We start from the raw sequence: 17,228 nt of genomic DNA, 5'->3' as shown, positions 1-17,228 counted from the left end.
GAGGGGATGATCCCGAATCGTGGGACCCCGTGAACGAACAAACGACCTTGAGGAGACAGATGCGGGGCTCGATATCGTTGATGCATGCAGACAACGCGCGGCCTTGACCGGCTTATTTTCTTCACGGATGCGATCGCGGCCATCGCGATCACGTTGCTGATCCTTCCGCTCGCAGAGCTCGTCCCCGTGACGCCAACGAACGTATTGCCAGGGGACTTCCTTCTCGACCACCTGTCCGAACTCCTCGCATTCTTGCTGAGCTTCGCCGTGATTGCGCGGCTCTGGATTTCGCATCATGCGCTGTTCGAACACGTCTCCACGTACTCACCCGCGCTGCGCAACTTGAGCCTCCTGTGGGCTTTCACGATCGTGGTACTGCCGCTGCCTACGGCCATGGTCGCACACTGGTCTACTGATTCGATCGTGGTCGGTTTTTACATCGGGACGATGTTCGTGTCCAGCCTGCTCCTGACGTCCATGACGATACTCACGCACCGCTCCGCGGCCCTCCAAGAGCCGGCTAACCCACTGCCGTCGCGCGCCGTCATCGCGAGCACGCTGTCAACTGCCGAGTTCCTCCTGGCGCTCATCCTGGGCACGGTCTTTCAGGAGATCAACTATTGGGCACTCTTCGCTCTGTTCCTCTCGGCGCCGGTCTTTCTGATTCTGCGTCGGCACGACCGTCAAATTTTGATGCGAATAGTTCCTCGGTAAGTGCCCTTGTCATCGTCGCCGGGCAAGGGGTCGGCGCGGGCAAGATCGTCTGGCGGTCCATCTCTACCTGCGCTTCGTAACGTGTCGGATTGAATACCTCATCGGCGATTGTCATTGACCCGCCTCGACGCTTCTGCTTCTGCTTCCAGGAGAAGTCCACCCACCCCGTACGCTGCCCGACTATGGCTGCAACCGTGATCACGGTGGCGACACCTGCAACAATCATCCAGTTCACCCGTCAAATCTAGTTCGAGAGCATTCCGTCGTCCAGGTGCGATCGGCCAACGTGCACCTGCGTGGCACTCAGCGCTGCGAACAAGCCGCTACCAGGCCGCCAATGCAGTCGTCACATCCAACGGACCCCGGCCAGCCAGCCAGGCCATAAACCGGTGGGCGTTCGACGATCGGACACCGTGAGTTCTGCACGGTTGTGAACGTCGCCGTGGGATGCTGATTCTGTGGAGTTGAACACGAGTGTCGATGGGTCGGTCGTTGTCATTCGGCCCTATGGTCACGGAGATGCCGCGGACACGTTGGCGATCTTTCTTGCCGCAGTGGCCGAAACCGCCGCAGCCGACTACTCGCCGGAGCAGATTCAGGCGTGGGCTCGGCCAGAATCACGCGAGCTGTCCGCTTGGCATACGGCGATGCAGGCACGGAACAGTTACGTGGCAACCGTAGATGGTGTGCCGGCGGGTTTCTCCGACGTGGACTCTGAGGGTCATATCGACATGATGTTCGTCGCCCCTCGCTACCTACGACGCGGCGTGGCACGTCAACTGATCGGCCATGTGGAAGCCCGCGCGCGCCGGGAGCAGCTGAGGGAGCTGACCGCCAATGTCAGCATCACAGCCCGCCCCTTCTTTGAGCGCTCCGGATTCACCGTCGTGGCTGAACAACATCCGCTGACGGCCGGCGTACAGCTGACCAATTTCAGGATGAAGAAGAAGCTAGTCGGCGGCGAGGAATCCGTGAGAGTCCCGGCAGGCACCCTTCTGCCTGACGCGTGACCATCGGTCCGCGTTTGATGCGGCATCGGAGACGCATGCCTCCGGCCTGGGTCGGATTTATTAGTTCTGTCGTGGGTCCGCATCAACACGCGACGTCGGTTTTGTGGGTGGGCGGAACACGATAGCGACGATCAAAATGGTAATTAGAGGCAGCAAGGCAGCAGAGGAAATGATGATTCCAGACGGTTGACCCCTGACACAATCGCTTTCAAGACCGGCCTCACTAGGCGGATACGCGCCCACGACCACGAATGGCAGCAGACAGACCACGAGTGCCGGCACGGTGAAGTAGGTGGCGATCGATATTCCATGAGCAGCGGCCTGGCCACGAGCGACGATCCTGGCAGCAATCCAGAGCAGGCATCCCCCAATCCCCAGCACGACAGCGACGAACACTGAAGTCGGAGCATCCTCGAGCTGTACCCAGCACTTCGCTGCCCGCGAAACAGGCGAAAGCAATAACCAGCACGCGAAATAGGAAGATACGAACGCGACACCAACGAGGATTCCGGCGACGACATTGAGTCGCGAGCGAGCGCCCACCTTTGAGTCCATTAGTGTGCGCTGTCAGGTGTCGAAGCTCGAACTGACGCCGAGAGGTTCATGGTGGTCCCCGGCGTGCCCGGCGTGAGTAGCGTGAGTGCGATGACCCATGCGTGCATTGGTTGGACTCCTCCCAGGGTTTCGATCCGGACTCTAGTGTGTTGGTTCCATGCAGTGACCAGGGCGGCTCAGGCGCGCCGGGAGCCGTTGCAAACAGCCTGCACTAGGCGGCGGCCAGAGCGGGAAACACGAAGTCAATCAGCAACGGCGCAAGTGGAAACTCCGGTTCGGACGTGACGGTGGGATCTGCCCATCGCAGTTCCACAATTTCCGCTGACGCTACCGGCGCGATGACAACAGTGCTGAGATAGACGGTCGCGTCGACGAGTGTGTCCAGCTCGTTTGCGGCGGTTCCCGTCCAGCTACCCAGCAGGGCAAGGTCTTCCGACTTGACCGTCACGCCCAGCTCTTCATGGACTTCTCGGAGAGCGGCTGCTTCAGGACCTTCCCCGGGCTCGGATTTGCCGCCCGGCAGCATGAAATAGCTGGTGCCGCGCTTTCGGACGGTGAGTATCCTGTCGGCGTCGTCGCGAAAGCAGACCGCAGCGACAATGAGCGTTTGAGTAGCCATCCGGCCACGCTACCAACCCTCCATCACCCTGGACGCGTCCCGCAGAGGGTTCCCCGTGACTTCGGAACTCCAGCGGATGGGCGCCGGATGTGCGTCCGGGAACCGGCCCTGCGTGCTGAACGTCACCCTCACCTCACCGAACCGCCTTCCGGTCGGGGAAATAGACGGGGTGGCCGCGGCGCGTCGCCGCTAAGATCCCTCACAGGGGGTGCGCTATGGGCAGAATCGCAACGGTGTGCGGCGCGGCGGGGGTGCTGGTGCTCCTGGCCGGCTGCACGGCAGGGGTCGACGGCGCCGGGCCTCCCGCTCCGACGCCGGATTCGTCGCACGTTGACACCGCAACGGACCGTTCGACACCCACGGCACCGATCGGCACCATCGGCAGCGGAACGTTCACCTCCGACGACGGCGTGACGGGCACGGTGCGCTTCGACTCCGACGGTCAGCTCCTCACGCTGTCACTACACGATCTGGTTCTGCCCAGGCAGACCCAGGTGGAGGCGATGGCGGCGGTTCAGCCGGTCCCGGCCGGGCAGACCTGCTTTGACAGCGGCCCGCGCATGAACTTCGGCCCCGCCGGGGCCGGCACCAGCGCCCAGGATGGGCAAGAGCTGCGCTTCGTCGGGGGCGACCCCACCGCCATTGATCAGGTCATTCTCACGACACCGTACGGCTTGGCCGTCGATGGGGATTGCCTGGCCACCATCGTTGCCAGTGCCGACATCGAGTGGACGTTCGCGCCGCTCCGTCCTAACCTCCGCGCCACCGATTCCGGCGAAACCGGCGGTGCTCGCGGCATCGTCGAGACGCGCGACGGTGCATCCGTTGCCTACGTCGTCGCTCCGGGCGATCTCATCGAGGAAGTCGCCGCCCGGTTGGGCATCACGGTCGACGACATCGGCTACCTCAACACGGTTCGGCTGCCCGAACCCCAACAAGCCGTCCTGCACGACGGCGAACGGCTCAACCTCCTCGTCGCCGACCGCTGAGCCGCAACTCGTCCGCCCGCGTGTCGGACGAGGTAGAGACGACCCGCGCATCGACTTTGACGGCGCAACCGGCGCAGGTCCACCTGCCGCTCTTCTGGTCCGCGATACCCGCACCCGACTCGCCCGCAGTAATGCTGGTCTTAAGGTGAAGCCATGGCTCGCATCCAAAGCACCGCATTCGCTCTCTCAACGATCTCGCTTTTCTTATCGGGCGTTACCGGCTGCGCTTCCCAGTCCACCGATGCCCATGCGTCAGCGGCCGCTGCGTCCGGCGGAACGCTCACCGCGTGGTCGAGCATCAGCGACACGATCTCGGGCTCCGTCCAGCCCACCTTCGCTGCGTTCGAAGGAACGTGGGACGTGCAGCGCGCCGCGCCACCGGAGTCCGCCTGCTGGACCGAGTCCGAGGACTTGAGTGGTACCCCGCACTGGGAGAAAAGGTCAGACGGCTACGAAGTCGCCTTTTCCGCAAAGAACTCCTGGTTCGACAGGGACGAGGACCCGTGGACTACCGCTGAACGCTATGCGCGGGTCTGGACGTCGACCTTCCCCGCCACCAGCTTCGACCCGGATCACGACTCGTTCGCCTATGGGGCCCAGCTCGCTGGTCTGGTTGACAGCGACCAGCTGCGAGTGACGGGTGGGTTCGACGGCGACAACTGGATCTACCTCGTGGAGGTGTCCTGCGACACCCCCGGGTTCCGGGCTCCAGCGCCGGGGGTATCGATCGAGCCCTTCGCACACCCGTAGGCAGCTGCGTCAGGTCGAAGCGTGGATGGCAATGGGAAGAACCGAGATGCCAGCCATGCGCCGCGACCACAGAGTCCCCGCAGTTGTCCGGCCGGCCGAGGCAATACCGAGAGCGACCAGCAGAATCACGACGTACACACCGAACTTTCGGCGTCACCTACCCAAAGCGATGCGGGTGTGCCCCGTGCTCGGGTCTGATATCCGGCGGCGCGTGGAACGCATCGGGCCGGCCGCGATGGGGACCGGTGAGCGTTCCGCGATGCGTGTTGCGGTGCCGAGCACTACCTCGATAATGTCCCGCACCTGCCCGCCGGATCGTGGCCCCATCGCGCCCTCCCCCGGGCACCATTCGCGGGCCGCGATTGGGATCGCGGCGGTCTAATCCGTCGTGAGCGCCTTGGGTGTGTGAGGGGGTTTCTTCCCAGACGGGCTCGCTACCCACGCGACATACACGGGCGTCTCACACCTCGTCTGAGCCGCAAAATGTTTAGTCGATCCCGAGGAACCGTCGTCGCCCGAGAAGGTATTCCGCGACAACAGCACCCGCAACAGCAAGCGTCATCGGGATCAGGATCGCCGGTCCCTGCCCGGTGAATTCGAGTACCAGGACCAGTGCGGTCAGGGGCGCGCGCATGGAAGCGCCGAGGAATGCCGCCGCGCCGACCAGAGCAAAGGCCGCGACCGGTGTACCGGGCCAGAGCAGGTCCCAGAGTCCGCCCGTAACGACGCCGAACGCGGCCCCAATCGCGAGCGAGGGAGTCAGAGTACCTCCGGCAGCACCGCTGCCGATCGTACCGATCGTGGCCGCCACCTTGGCTACGAGGAGCACCGCCACGAGTCCGATCGGCAGCATCGCGTTGAACGCGGTCTGGCCGAGGGAGCGTCCATTGCCGAGGATTTCCGGGAACAGCAGTGCGAGCAGTCCGATGGCGGTGAAGGCGAGCGGCATCACGACGAGGATGCGCCAGCCCTGTGGCCGCCGTTTCTCGGCCGTGTCGGCCAGGCGCACGAAGCCGGCTGCGGCAAATCCGATTACTGGTCCGGCAACAAGGGACCAGACTATGAGCGATGGGGTCTGAGTGAACTGCGGCACGGAGTACAGCGGGGTCGTGGGTACGACGATTTGCGCAACCAGTGTCGCGATCGCGGACGTGGCCAGGGCCGGGAGCACGGTGGCCAGACTGACCTCGGCGAGCAGGATCTCGACGGTGAAGAGCGCGCCCCCGAGCGGGACGTTGTAGACGGCAGCGAGTCCTGCGCCTGCGCCGCATGCGACGAGGACACGACGTTCGCGGGCATTGACGCCTGCTTTCTCACTGAGCCAACCCGCACACAGTGCGCCCAGCTCGCGAGGGGCCATTTCGCGGCCGATGGATGCGCCGAGACCGACGATCACGATCTGCAAGCCCGAGTTCACCAGGGTCGCGAGCACGGGCATCCGCTCCCCGGCAACGCTTCGATCCACCGCGACGATGGGTCTCCCCCATCGGCGGAGCGCCCACCAGCCCACTGCACCGATCACGCCCGCAGCGCATAAGGCGATCACCCGCGTTTGCGGCGACGAGTGCGCCAGGCCGTCGAGGTAGGTGCCTTCCGAATAGCCGTAGGCGAGGTGCTGGATCGTTCGAAGGAGCACGCTCACCGCGAGCCCGCCGATTCCTGCCCCGATGCCGACGAGCGCCATGACCACGACGATTCGGGCGACCCACGACGGAGTAACCGAATTCGACACGGGTCTCACATTTCGATCGTAGCGTTCGAGATTGCTCCGCTGGGTGCGCCGGCCGTCCAGCGGTCGCAACTTCATGAGAACCCTCCCAGCATCCGCTCTCGAGTGCTGCGCTGGTGCGGTGATTCAAGCGGGCCAGCATAAGCTTTTGGCGGTTCGAGACATCGGACTTCTCCGGGACCTCTGGGAGACCCACGTCTGCCCGCTGCGCACATGCGCACGATCGAAAGGTGAACGCGGTGGTTCACACCAGCATTCCGAGCCCATCCATCAGCTATTTCGATCTGGGGCCCCTGCGAGTTCACTTCTATGCGCTGTGCATCCTGACCGGAATCGTCATCGCCGTCTGGCTATCCTCGGCGCGGTTGACCACTCGCGGCGGCAAGCCGGGCATGGTGATGGACATCGCCATGTGGACGGTCCCGATCGGAATCGTCGGCGGCCGCCTTTACCACGTCGTCACGCATCCGACCGACTACTTCTTCCCCGGTGCGGACCTGTGGAAGGTGTTGTTCGTCTGGGAGGGCGGACTCGCGATCTTCGGCTCGATACTGTTCGGCAGCATCGGGGCCTACATCGGCTGCCGCCGGGCCGGCATCCGGTTCTTCTCCTTCGCCGATGCCCTCGCTCCCGGTCTGCTCCTGGCGCAGGCGTTCGGCCGCTTCGGCAACTACTTCAACCACGAGCTCTACGGCGGTCCGACGACCCTCCCCTGGGGTCTCGAGATCGAATCGACGAACGTCGCCTTCCCCGCCGGGTTGCCGGCCGGGACGCTCTTCCAGCCGCTCTTCCTCTACGAGATGATCTGGAACACGATCGGTGTCGTCCTGATCATCGTCGTGCTCGAACGCCGGTTCACCCTCCGCTGGGGCAAGGCCCTCGGCTTCTACCTGCTCTGGTACGGCGCCGGACGGGCGTTCCTCGAGTCGCTCCGCCTGGACCCGACCGAGTATTTCCTCTTCGGCCTCAAGATCAACGTGGACATCGCGCTCCTCGCCGCCATCGCCGGGATCGTCCTCATCATCGTCCAGACCCGACGCCACCCCGGACCGGAACTGTCGATCTATCGAAATCCGGAGGAGCCCGCGATCGACGACCTGCCCACGACGGATGCCTCGTCCGGCTCACACGCGGATGTACGCCCAGCCCTTGAACTGCCGAACGGTCAGATGAGCGACAGCCGCAGGGACGACTGACACACTCGGAAGCAGATCAGCAGCATCCAGCCCGACAGACCGCATGCTGTTCTGGCAGGACAGCACCCGCACGGGCGTTGCAGCGAGCTCGGTCAGGGCTGGTTCCAGGACCGATCCCGCGCGCAAAAACAACACCACCGGGCCCTGGACCACGATCTCGATCGCGAGCGTCGGGAGTTGGGCGCGGGCGTTGAGCGCGGATCGGATGCCGCCCTGGATCAGGGTCGCATCGGCGCCGCTGACGTGCAGGACGAGCCCAGCACTGGTCACTGCTTGACCGTGGCCGCCACCGTTAGGCTCCATGTCGTCGGCTGTCCCCGCCTCCGTCACGGACGGCCGCCGGCTCTCGGGAACAACGGGCGGCATGTCGTGCATACTTCGCCATCTTCGGTGCCGTCGATGTCGCCTGGCGCACCTGACCGGCGCTGGCTACGTGTTGCCTTGTGTTCGCTGTGCAGCCGTGCCAGCAAAGCCCAGACCAACAACGCGATCGCCGCGACGCTGACGACAGGACGAATGCCCGGCTCGAGCAAAGGCACGGCGGTGCGCAGATCGGTCGACAGATAAAGCGAGATCAGGCCGAGCGCCGGCCAGCGCAGGTCGCACAGGGTGGCATCCGCACCGATGGGCGCATCGACGTAGCTGGCCACGACCAGACCGATCAGTCCGGCACCCAGGACCGTGACCGCATCCACCCACCAAGGACCGGGGAACACCAGGGACCCGTCGACGAAAGCCACGGTTCCCGCTGCGAGCGCCAGTCCGACCAGCACCATCCCGGCGACGGCGGCGACGATCAGTCGACGACGGGCCGGCCAGCGGCGGAGGGACCCGCCCGCAATCAGGACGGAATCGACCAGCCGTCTCGCTGTCCCCCGCTTCGGGTCTGCGCCGACCGTTCGTCTGTTCTGCATAGCTGGCCTCATCACAGGTAGGAAGGGAGATCCGAGAGAACTGCACTAATACCCTATGGGGTATTTCTATTCGGTACTGGGTATTCTTGTGAGGGGTATCTTTTTGCAAGGGCGGGCTCCTCCGGAGGCACGCGCGTGGAGCGCTTGACTCCCTTGAGTGCAATACCCTATGGGGTATATTCTTGTTGCATGGCTACCACTGACATCACCGAAAAGACTTTCGACGAGATCATCACCGACAACAGCATCGTGTTCGTGGATTTCTGGGCCGGCTGGTGCGGCCCGTGTCGCATGTTCGCGCCGACCTTTACCGCAGCTTCGGACAAGCACCCCGAGATCGTCTTCGGGAAGGTCGATACTGAAGCAGAACAGGGCCTGGCCGCTGCTGCCGGCATTCGCTCCATTCCCACCCTGATGGCGTTCCGGGACAAGGTCCTTGTGTTCTCCCAGCCCGGAGCGCTCAACGCCTCATCCCTGGACGAGGTGATCGCCGGCGTTCAGGCTCTGGACATGGAGGCCGTTCGCGCCAGCATTGCCGCCCGGCAAACCTCGGCGTGAGCTGACGAACGGAGCACTGTTCGACCGCGCCGGCCCTAGCCTGGGGTAGCACCCGTGGCGGGCAGCCGGATGGTGATGGTGGTCCCCTCGCCGGGCTCGGATGTCGCGTGGATGGTCCCGCCGTGGCTGCTGACGATTTCGCGCACCACAGCCAGGCCGATGCCGGAGCCGGTGACCTGCTCCGCCGCACGGCCCCGCCAGAGACGGTCGAAGATGTGCGGGAGTTCGTCCGGCGGGATGCCCGGGCCGGTGTCAGCAACCTGGAGCACCGCGTGACCGTTTTCGACCGCGCTCGTGACGGTCACGGTGTCGCCCGGCCGGCAATATCGGGCGGCGTTGGCCAGGAGATTTCCGACAGCTTGGTGCAGTCGGTCGGCATCCGCTCGCACGAATGCTGGCTCGCCCGACTTGACGGTCACGTTCAGTTCCGCTGCCCGCAGTTGCGGTTCCCGGAGGGCGCATTCGTCGCGGGCGATCTGCGCCAGGTCGATGGAGGCGAGGCGCAGGGAGAGTCCAGCGGTTTCCACCGCCGAGAGTTCGGCCAGATCGGCCACCACCCGGCCCAGGCGCAGCGACTGGTCGTGCAGTCCGGCGAGGCCTTCCGGAGTTGGCTGCACCAGTCCGTCGCGCAGTTCCTCCAGCCCGGCCTGCAAGGCCGCCAACGGGGTCCGCAGTTCGTGAGCCACGTCGGCCGTCAGGTTGCGCCGATCCAGATCGGACCGCACGACAGCATCCGCCATGCCGTTGAATGCAACGGCGAGCTCACCGAGCTCCCCCGGGCCGGGACCCGTGGCACGCGATTTCCGGTCGCCCGCCGTGAAAGATCGTGCCGCTTCGGTGATCGCCTGGATGGGCCGGACGAGGAGGCGCGTGACGAGGAAGCTCGCGCCGAGTGCCATGACAAGGGCAACGATGGCGGCCACGGCGATCCAGGACCAGGCCACGTCGATGACCTGCGTTGCGGCCATGGCGCCGAAGTTCATCCGGACGGTGCCGACCTGGCTGCCGTCACTGATGATCGGCGTCGATACGACCGTCTGACCCATTCCGGACCCCTGACCCATTCCCTGGCCCATTCCCTGGCCCATTCCCTGGCCCATCCCCGGGCTGTTGGAATTCCCGCTGCCGTCAGCGCTGGACTGTACCGTGGTTCCGTTCGCGTCGAGAATGGCCAGCCGGGCCGATGCCGCTTCGCCGATGGCGAAGGCACGGCCCAGATCGGCCTGTCCCCATCCGGCTGCCTGCCAGTAGGCGTCGGCGGCCGCAGCGGCCGCGGCCGCAACTACCCGTTCACGGTCGGCCTGCTGGGAAACCTGCACTCCGCGATCGACACCAACCAGGGCGGCGCCGGTGAGCACGGCCACCGATGACACCGCGACCAGGATGAAGGCGACCAGAAAGCGACGCCCGAGCGGGCCGAGGCCGAAACCGCGGGTCGTCATGACGCATCGTCCCGACGGAGCCCGAGGCGGTAGCCGACGCCGAGGACCGTCTCCAGGACGTCCGCCCCCGATGCACCGAGCTTGCGCCGGAGGTTCTTGATGTGGGAGTCGATGGTGCGTTCGTACCCTGCGTACTCGTAGCCGCGCACCCGGTTGACCAGTTCGTATCGCGAGTACGCCCGTCCCGGTGCGGCAGCGACGGCGGCCAGGAGTGCCCATTCGGTCGGGGTCAGATCGAGCAGGCTTCCGTCCAGCCAGGCTTTGTGGGAGCCCTCGTCGATGCGGAGCCGCCGGTTGCCGTAGGTGACCGGGCCGGGCTCTCCGGGGAGTCCGGTGTAACGGTGCAGGACGGCCTGAACCCGAAGGACCACCTCGGCAGGGCTGAAGGGTTTGGTCACGTAATCGTCCGCTCCCAGCTCGAGCCCGTGGATTCGATCCTCGGTGGCGCTTCGGGCAGTGAGGACGATCACGGGAAGATTCTGCATTCCGTGGACCTCCCGGAGAATGTCGGTGCCGTCGATGTCGGGAAGGCCCAGGTCAAGGAGTACGAGGTCGGCCGAGTGGAGCAAACTGAGCGCCTCCGCTCCCGACCCGGTCGTGAGCACAGACAATCCGGCTCGTTCCAGATACCGACGGAGCACGTCCCTGATATCACGTTCGTCCTCGACGACCAGCACTGTTGACATGACTTCACACTATGCGTCAGGACGGCTCCGGAAGCCGTGGCCAAGACTTCTCCACGGGATCTCCACACCCCCGGCAGACCCCCTGCACACCCGGGCGAGAGCGTGTAGGTAGCAACGATCCACAATTCGAAGGAGCACATCATGCGCAGGAGAAGCATTATCACCACGGCGATCGCCAGCGGAGTGGTCATCACCGCACTGATCGCCACACCGAGCATCGCCGCCATGAACCGCGGCGGCGACGCGCAGGGCACCGGGCCCACCGCATCCAGCAGCCAGCCCTCCACCCACACCGGGAACATGAACCGGATGGGCAGCGGAACGGGAACCGTCACCGGAATGGGCGACGGAATGGGCGACGGAATGGGCGACGGAATGGGCGCAGGAATGGGCGCAGGCAGCGGTACCGGTATGCAGGGCGGCGGCGGTACCGGTCTGGGCATGGGCATGGGCGTGGGCATGGGCAGCGGACTCGCCGACGTGGCCAGCGGCACGATCACCGATGACCAGAAAGCCAGCCTCACCGCCATGGCGGCGGAGGAGAAGCTGGCCCATGACCTGTACGTCGCCTTCGCCGAGAAGTACGACGCGACGGTCTTCAGCCGCATCGCCCGGTCGGAGACGATGCACCTGGAAGCGGTTCGTACGCTCCTGGAGCGCTACAGCATCACAGACCCCACCGTCGGCCTCGAGGTCGGAAAGTTCCCGACCGATGCCAGCCAGAAGCTCTACGACACCCTGCTCGCACAAGGCTCGGCGAGCCTGGACGCTGCCAGGGAAGCGGCCCGCACGGTCGAGACGGCCGACATCGCCGACCTGACGACGGCCAAGGCCGGCGTGACCGCTCCCGACGTGCTCGCGGTCTACGAGCACCTGCTCACTGCCTCGCAGCACCACTTGACCGCCTTCGGTCGCTGACACAGACAGACGGTGGAGGGGCGCCCACGAACCGTGGGCGCCCCTCTCTCCTGCCCGCGATAGGCCGACAGCGACACTACGGGGTCGTCACGATCGCGAGGCCCGTCGATGCTGCCGCTGCCGCCGCCGACAGGGCACCTTATACCCCCTTCGGTATCTTCTTCATGTCGGATGCAATACCCCCTGAGGTATAGGAGTATGGTTCGGATTATCAGCATGGATGCTGGGATTGAGGGGTCTGACATGGCACGAGTCGTCATTCTGGGAGCCGGGGTTTCCGGACACACCGCAGCACTATTCCTGAAGCGGCGTCTAGGCAGAAACCACGAGGTCGTGATGGTGTCTCCGAACTCGAACTGGAACTGGATCCCCTCGAATATCTGGGTCGGTGTCGGCAAAATGAGCCCCGACAAGGTGGTCTTCCCGCTCGCCCCGATCTACCGGCGGAAGAAGATCGTCTTCCGCCAGGCCAACGCCGTCGCACTGCGGCCGAACGGGGATGCCGACAGCCCCCGCGGAGCCGTGGATGTAGTGTACACGGACCCGAAGCGGGCCGGCAAGACCGAGCGCATCCGCTATGACTACCTTATTAACGCGACGGGCCCCCGGCTGAACTTCGAGGCGACCCCGGGGCTCGGCCCGGATGCCGGTCACACCGTGTCGGTCTGCACGCCCAGCCACGCGGTCGACGCGGCGAAGCACCTGGCCACCGTCATCGAGACGCTGAAGACCGGCCGCCGGCAAACCCTGGTGATCGGAGTGGGCCACGGCACCTGTACCTGCGAGGGAGCGGCGTTCGAGTATGCCTTCAATGTTGAACATGAACTGCGAGCGGCAGGGGTCCGGGAACGGGCCGAGGTCATCTACCTGACCAACGAGCATGAGCTGGGCGATTTCGGCGTCGGCGGAATGACCTTCAGCCAGGGCGACCACAGGATCACGAGCGAGGCGTGGATGGAGTCGCTCTTCCGCGAACGGAAGATGAAGGCGATCACCCAGGCCGCGGTCACCAAGATCGAACCCGGCCTCATCCACTACCGGCAGATCGACGGCACGGACAACGCCCAGCCCTTCGATTTCGCCATGCTTCTCCCACCGTTCCGCGGCGTGAACCTTGAGGCCTTCGACCGGGACGGAACAGACATCACGGATTCGATCTTCGCCCCCAGCGGGTTCATGCGGGTCGACGCGAACTACGAAGCAAAACCCTTCGACCAGTGGACGGCGCAGGACTGGCCCAGGACCTACCAGACCCCGCTGCACCACAACGTGTTCGGAATCGGGATCGCGTTTGCCCCACCCCACGCGATTTCCCGGCCCTATGCGACCCCCGACGGCGTACTGGTTGCCCCGGCCCCGCCCCGCACCGGCATGCCCTCAGGCTCGATGGGCAAGGCAGTGGCAATGACCATTTCCGACATGATCCTGCACGGCTCCCCCGAACCGACCCACACGGCCTCGATGGGCGAGATGGCCGCGGCGTGCATCGCCTCGACGGGCACGGGCATGCTCTCTGGCACTGCGGCGGCCATGTCGATGTCGCCCATCGTGCCGGACCACTCCCGGCACCCGGACACGGCAGGCCGGGATCCCCAGGAGACGACCGGCGACATCGGACTCGCAGCGCACTGGGTGAAACGGATGCTGCACACCCTGTTCATCTACAAGGCCAAGGCCTACCCGCTCTGGTACCTCATCCCCGAATAGCCCGCCTCAACGACACGATCAACGGAGACCAGCATGGATAACGCCCAGGCTCGAATCGATATGGCACCGCTTCCGGGAATGCGCGAGCTGCGACGCCGGAGCAACCTCGTCCAGCAGTTCGTTCGCTTCCTGAGCCTGAACTGGACGATGTACCGACTCGCCAAACATCACGGTTAACGAGCCCTGACCCCGGCGGCCCGCGTCGGCGGGGCAACCCTGCCTTCCGCGCGACCGCTCGGGACATTCGGCGAGCAGGCGCTCGACCGCGTCGACCCCGCTGGCAAAGGCGCAGCGGTGTAGCGGCCACGAGAACGAAGGCCCGACCAAGGTGGGCTTTTTCGCCCGGTTGTTCTCCGCCCGCTGATTTCGTCGGATTCTGTCTCGAGGCTCTCGGACACAAAGCCCACTCAACGATTGGGGGCGGCGTTCCCCTCTGGCTGCATTCCCAGCGAGACAGGAGCCGGGTCGCCGCCGCCCGCGACGTGGTCCGAAGCAGTTGTCGAACCGCGCTCAGAGTCGCTCATCTGTACCGAGTTCCGCCCCGCATCCTTTGCGGCGTACATTGCGTCGTCGGCTTCGGCCAGGAGTGCGGCGAGGTTGGCCTCGGTGCTGCCGTCTCCGATACTGCAGCCCACGCTTACCGTAACTGCCATGCCGCGCTGCGTCTTCTCGACGATGGTCCTGACGTGCTCAGCGAGGGCTGCTAGCTGCTGCCGGTCGGGAACGACGGCGAACAGGGCGAATTCTTCTCCGCCCAGCCGAACGAGCAAGTCGCTTGTGCGCGTGCCCCGCTGGATGGCGCTCACGACGTCCATCAGAACCTGGTCGCCGCGTTGGTGCCCGTAAGTGTCGTTCACGGTCTTGAAATGGTCCAGATCGAAAACGAGACAACCGAATTCCTGGCCGGTTCGCTGTGCGAGTTCACTGAGCGAGGGCACCCGATCGGCCATCCCGCGGCGATTGACCGCTCCGGTGAGAGGGTCGGTCAGTGCGAGGTCGATAGCGCTGTCACGCTCGGCCTTCAGGAAACGTCGGAGCATCATCACGACGAGCGTGGCGGCAGCAGTCATACCCAAGAAAGTCACGGCAACCATGACGGCCTCTGACGACCTCAGGAAGATGATCACGATACCCAGTGTCGTCGCCACCGCGCTGTGGATGCACGCAGGAAGTACATCTACCACCGCCGCAACTGCGACGGACAGGATCAGGAATGTGAATCCGCTCACTGTGGCCAGCGCCACGGATTTCACTGCGAGCCCGGAGATCAAGGAACCCGCCAGCGACAATACGAGCACGGCCGCGATGCTTGGACGGCTCAGAGTGCGCTGTCGAAAGGACAAAAACAGGAGGACGAGAAGTGCGCCAGCGATGATCATCAAGAGCAGCGTGGCGGGCTGAGAGTGTCCGACGAAGAGCCCGGCAATGATCACCGCGCGCACGGCCACTATCACCATCAGCGTGCGCAACACCGTGGCGCGGAATCTCTGGAATGAGGGAGTCTGCTGCATCGGATTGCCTGTCTTCCCTCGCCTCACTGACAAGGTCGTGGTTCAGCTTAGCGATCCACCTCGGAGCGCGGCTCGAGGGCCGCGGCCTAGCCTTCCTCGAGGTCACGCTTCTTGATCGCGTAAAAGGTCTTCCGCGAGATCCCGTGCTCAGCACAGAACGTACTGACCGCGCCTCGCGGAGCACCAGGCGGCCTCTGAGTTCTGGCGAGACTAACACGGGGATCAACGGGTTCGACACGAGTCATCCCTCAAGTGTGGACGAGGAAGAAGTGTCACCATCAAACACGGCCGAATGGTCACCGATCTATTTGTGGAGTTGATCGCTTCATGGCGGCGTTCTTAAAACGCCTAGTGGCCGCACAGCTGCCTCACGAGTGACCGCCCGCCGGTACAACTGAGGGTTCCAATTGCGGATCCTCGGCGCGCTGACATATGTGCCCGAGGTGTGTGACTCGACCGCGCCCGGTCTAAAGTGATTTGAATGCTCATTCGTTGCGTTGCCTAACCAGCATCCACTCTCGCCGCAGTAGTCCGCTACGCCGTCCAGGGATGGAGATTTTGTGCGCCTTCGAGCGGGAACCCCCCTTCGGGTTCCCGCTCGATTCGACCCACACAAAATCTCTCAACTGGAGTATTTAATGACTGTTTTTCTTGTAACTGGAGTAACCGGCAACCTCGGCAGCGCTGCACTGCGCAGCCTGCTCCAACGCGTTCCCGCGTCACAAGTGCGAGTCCTCGTGCGCACTGACCGAGCCGCGGCTCAATTCGTGGCCCAAGGCCTCACCGCTTGCGTCGCGGACTATTCGGATTCAGCTTCCTTGGACGCCGCCTTCACCGGAGTGGACCGTTCGATCTTCGTTTCGAGGGCCGATCAACCTCGGAACCGCGGCGAGCTATGGGGTTCTCGGCGCGAGCACGGTCACGAATACCGGACCAACAATCGTCAACGGTGATCTCGGCCTCGCGCCCGGGTCCTCGATCACGGGTTTCGGAGGAGCTCCGGACGGCATTGTCACGGGGACGGTTCACATGACCGATGCAGCAGCAGCACTTGCCCAGGACGACGTCACGACCGCGTACAACGTCGCTGCTTCCCTGACCCCCACGACGACCGGCATCGGGGAGCTCAGCGGACTCTCGCTGACGCCCGGTGTCTACACCGGTGGCGCACTGGCGCTGTCCGACAACGGGGCGCTCACCCTCGCCGGCAGCGCGAACTCCGTCTGGGTATTCCAGGCGGCGTCGACTCTGACGATCGGGTCGGCAACCCACATCACGATCACTGGAGGTGCCAGCGCCTGCAACGTCTTCTGGCAGGTCGGCAGTTCCGCGACGATCGGCACGGCCGCTCAGTTCCAGGGCACCGTCCTTGCGCAGGAGTCGGTCACGGCGACAACGAGTGCCGTCATCGTCGGCCGGCTGATCGCCCGGGTCGCCGCGGTCACGCTCGACACCAATACCATCACCGCCCCGACGGGATGCCCGACCCCGGGGACTGTCTCCCAGACGGTCGCCCCGACCATCACGTCCGCGTCCCCCACCGACGCGAAAGTCGGCACCCCGTACACATTCACCGTCACCACGGCGGGTTCGCCGGCGCCGACATACACGGTGAGCTCCGGCGCACTCCCCGCCGGGCTGACCCTAAATGGAACGACCGGGACGATCTCCGGCACTCCGACGGCCCCGGGCTCCAGCACATTCACCATCACCGCGAGCAACGGGACAACACCGACCGCCACGGCAACGTATGCCCTGACTACGACCCCAGCCTCCCCCATAGCCGCCGAGGACACGACGACGCCGGCGCCGACGGCAAACCTCATCGCTCCGGTCAAATCCGAGGCGACCCAGGAACTGGCCGCAACCGGCGTGCACGCCGAGCTCCCCCTCGCGGCAGGCTCCATTCTCGTTCTCAGCGGCCTCGGCT

The 17,228-nt window shown here is 64.8% G+C and carries 18 protein-coding genes and 1 pseudogene; 10 read left to right on the top strand and 9 right to left on the bottom strand.

What is annotated here, in order from left to right; all coding sequences use genetic code 11:
- Positions 1-84: 84 nt before the first annotated feature.
- Both E3O44_RS00530 and E3O44_RS00525 read left to right on the top strand, forming a co-directional pair.
- Positions 85-714 carry a TMEM175 family protein gene (locus E3O44_RS00530; protein WP_134531735.1) on the top strand — a complete coding sequence of 210 codons (630 nt, stop codon included), beginning with the start codon at positions 85-87 and terminating at the stop codon, positions 712-714.
- 458 nt (positions 715-1,172) lie between these two features.
- Entirely contained in the window at positions 1,173-1,724 is a 552-nt protein-coding gene (locus tag E3O44_RS00525) for a GNAT family N-acetyltransferase (RefSeq protein ID WP_134531734.1), read from the top strand.
- Positions 1,725-1,784: 60 nt separating this feature from the next.
- Here E3O44_RS00525 and E3O44_RS00520 read toward each other — a convergent pair whose 3' ends face one another.
- A complete protein-coding gene (locus tag E3O44_RS00520; protein ID WP_134531733.1) occupies positions 1,785-2,267 on the bottom strand; it encodes a hypothetical protein in 483 nt (160 codons plus the stop codon).
- Positions 2,268-2,490: 223 nt separating this feature from the next.
- Entirely contained in the window at positions 2,491-2,898 is a 408-nt protein-coding gene (locus tag E3O44_RS00515) for an NUDIX hydrolase (protein WP_134531732.1), read from the bottom strand.
- A gap of 215 nt (positions 2,899-3,113) precedes the next feature.
- Here E3O44_RS00515 and E3O44_RS00510 point away from each other — a divergent pair, with 215 nt between their 5' ends.
- On the top strand, positions 3,114-3,887 hold the full coding sequence (locus tag E3O44_RS00510) for a hypothetical protein (protein WP_134531731.1): 774 nt from the start codon (positions 3,114-3,116) through the stop codon (positions 3,885-3,887).
- Positions 3,888-4,040: 153 nt separating this feature from the next.
- Positions 4,041-4,637 carry a hypothetical protein gene (locus E3O44_RS00505; protein WP_134531730.1) on the top strand — a complete coding sequence of 199 codons (597 nt, stop codon included), beginning with the start codon at positions 4,041-4,043 and terminating at the stop codon, positions 4,635-4,637.
- A 487-nt stretch (positions 4,638-5,124) separates the two neighbouring features.
- Here the strand turns inward: E3O44_RS00505 and E3O44_RS00500 are convergent, their stop codons facing one another.
- Positions 5,125-6,369 carry a chloride channel protein gene (locus tag E3O44_RS00500; protein WP_241975934.1) on the bottom strand — a complete coding sequence of 415 codons (1,245 nt, stop codon included), beginning with the start codon at positions 6,367-6,369 and terminating at the stop codon, positions 5,125-5,127.
- A 236-nt stretch (positions 6,370-6,605) separates the two neighbouring features.
- Between E3O44_RS00500 and lgt the strand changes: the two genes are divergently transcribed.
- On the top strand, positions 6,606-7,562 hold the full coding sequence (gene lgt, locus E3O44_RS00495) for a prolipoprotein diacylglyceryl transferase (protein WP_134531729.1): 957 nt from the start codon (positions 6,606-6,608) through the stop codon (positions 7,560-7,562).
- On the opposite strand, the gene E3O44_RS00490 is transcribed toward lgt, so the two are convergent.
- Complete coding sequence (locus E3O44_RS00490; protein WP_166792503.1) at positions 7,491-7,832, bottom strand: DsrE family protein; 342 nt, start codon at positions 7,830-7,832, stop codon at positions 7,491-7,493. The two genes, lgt and E3O44_RS00490, sit on opposite strands and share 72 nt — an antisense overlap.
- Positions 7,833-7,888: 56 nt before the next feature.
- Positions 7,889-8,476 (bottom strand): hypothetical protein, encoded by a 588-nt coding sequence (locus tag E3O44_RS00485; protein WP_134531727.1) that lies wholly within the window; start codon positions 8,474-8,476, stop codon positions 7,889-7,891.
- Positions 8,477-8,665: 189 nt separating this feature from the next.
- Here E3O44_RS00485 and E3O44_RS00480 point away from each other — a divergent pair, with 189 nt between their 5' ends.
- Positions 8,666-9,034, top strand: coding sequence for a thioredoxin family protein (locus tag E3O44_RS00480; RefSeq protein WP_134531726.1), 369 nt, complete (start codon positions 8,666-8,668; stop codon positions 9,032-9,034).
- A gap of 35 nt (positions 9,035-9,069) precedes the next feature.
- Here the strand turns inward: E3O44_RS00480 and E3O44_RS00475 are convergent, their stop codons facing one another.
- Positions 9,070-10,476 (bottom strand): sensor histidine kinase, encoded by a 1,407-nt coding sequence (locus tag E3O44_RS00475; protein WP_134531725.1) that lies wholly within the window; start codon positions 10,474-10,476, stop codon positions 9,070-9,072.
- Complete coding sequence (locus tag E3O44_RS00470) at positions 10,473-11,162, bottom strand: response regulator transcription factor (RefSeq protein ID WP_134531724.1); 690 nt, start codon at positions 11,160-11,162, stop codon at positions 10,473-10,475. The genes E3O44_RS00475 and E3O44_RS00470 overlap by 4 nt, the downstream gene beginning before the upstream one ends.
- A gap of 141 nt (positions 11,163-11,303) precedes the next feature.
- On the opposite strand from E3O44_RS00470, the gene E3O44_RS00465 reads away from it, so the two are divergent.
- Positions 11,304-12,080: a ferritin-like domain-containing protein gene (locus E3O44_RS00465; protein WP_198415853.1), complete on the top strand. Its 777-nt coding sequence runs from the start codon at positions 11,304-11,306 to the stop codon at positions 12,078-12,080.
- 198 nt (positions 12,081-12,278) lie between these two features.
- On the top strand, positions 12,279-13,787 hold the full coding sequence (locus E3O44_RS00460) for an NAD(P)/FAD-dependent oxidoreductase (protein ID WP_338144720.1): 1,509 nt from the start codon (positions 12,279-12,281) through the stop codon (positions 13,785-13,787).
- A 407-nt stretch (positions 13,788-14,194) separates the two neighbouring features.
- On the opposite strand, the gene E3O44_RS00455 is transcribed toward E3O44_RS00460, so the two are convergent.
- Entirely contained in the window at positions 14,195-15,298 is a 1,104-nt protein-coding gene (locus E3O44_RS00455; protein ID WP_134531722.1) for a GGDEF domain-containing protein, read from the bottom strand.
- 89 nt (positions 15,299-15,387) lie between these two features.
- Positions 15,388-15,543 (bottom strand): annotated as a pseudogene (locus tag E3O44_RS19930) (IS481 family transposase); the annotation flags it as partial.
- Positions 15,544-15,936: 393 nt separating this feature from the next.
- Between E3O44_RS19930 and E3O44_RS19925 the strand changes: the two are divergent.
- Both E3O44_RS19925 and E3O44_RS00445 read left to right on the top strand, forming a co-directional pair.
- On the top strand, positions 15,937-16,251 hold the full coding sequence (locus E3O44_RS19925; RefSeq protein WP_134531721.1) for an NAD(P)H-binding protein: 315 nt from the start codon (positions 15,937-15,939) through the stop codon (positions 16,249-16,251).
- Positions 16,169-17,228, top strand: a 1,060-nt coding sequence (locus E3O44_RS00445; RefSeq protein WP_420897909.1) for an ice-binding family protein, incomplete at its 3' end; no start/stop codon positions are given. The genes E3O44_RS19925 and E3O44_RS00445, both read left to right, overlap by 83 nt.

This window comes from Cryobacterium algoricola (assembly GCF_004402485.1).
GTDB lineage: Bacteria > Actinomycetota > Actinomycetes > Actinomycetales > Microbacteriaceae > Cryobacterium > Cryobacterium algoricola.
Note: the sequence above shows the minus strand (reverse complement) of the source record. Positions and strands in the feature narration are given on the sequence as shown.

Excerpts from the sequence above, each read along its gene's own strand:
- E3O44_RS00530 (WP_134531735.1), top strand. The coding sequence starts at position 85 with ATGCAGACAACGCGCGGCCTTGACCGGCTTATTTTCTTCACGGATGCG.
- E3O44_RS00515 (WP_134531732.1), bottom strand. The coding sequence starts at position 2,898 with ATGGCTACTCAAACGCTCATTGTCGCTGCGGTCTGCTTTCGCGACGAC.
- E3O44_RS00510 (WP_134531731.1), top strand. The coding sequence starts at position 3,114 with ATGGGCAGAATCGCAACGGTGTGCGGCGCGGCGGGGGTGCTGGTGCTC.
- E3O44_RS00505 (WP_134531730.1), top strand. The coding sequence starts at position 4,041 with ATGGCTCGCATCCAAAGCACCGCATTCGCTCTCTCAACGATCTCGCTT.
- E3O44_RS00485 (WP_134531727.1), bottom strand. The coding sequence starts at position 8,476 with ATGCAGAACAGACGAACGGTCGGCGCAGACCCGAAGCGGGGGACAGCG.
- E3O44_RS00480 (WP_134531726.1), top strand. The coding sequence starts at position 8,666 with ATGGCTACCACTGACATCACCGAAAAGACTTTCGACGAGATCATCACC.
- E3O44_RS00475 (WP_134531725.1), bottom strand. The coding sequence starts at position 10,476 with ATGACGACCCGCGGTTTCGGCCTCGGCCCGCTCGGGCGTCGCTTTCTG.
- E3O44_RS00470 (WP_134531724.1), bottom strand. The coding sequence starts at position 11,162 with ATGTCAACAGTGCTGGTCGTCGAGGACGAACGTGATATCAGGGACGTG.
- E3O44_RS00465 (WP_198415853.1), top strand. The coding sequence starts at position 11,304 with ATGCGCAGGAGAAGCATTATCACCACGGCGATCGCCAGCGGAGTGGTC.
- E3O44_RS00460 (WP_338144720.1), top strand. The coding sequence starts at position 12,279 with ATGGTTCGGATTATCAGCATGGATGCTGGGATTGAGGGGTCTGACATG.
- E3O44_RS00455 (WP_134531722.1), bottom strand. The coding sequence starts at position 15,298 with ATGCAGCAGACTCCCTCATTCCAGAGATTCCGCGCCACGGTGTTGCGC.
- E3O44_RS19925 (WP_134531721.1), top strand. The coding sequence starts at position 15,937 with ATGACTGTTTTTCTTGTAACTGGAGTAACCGGCAACCTCGGCAGCGCT.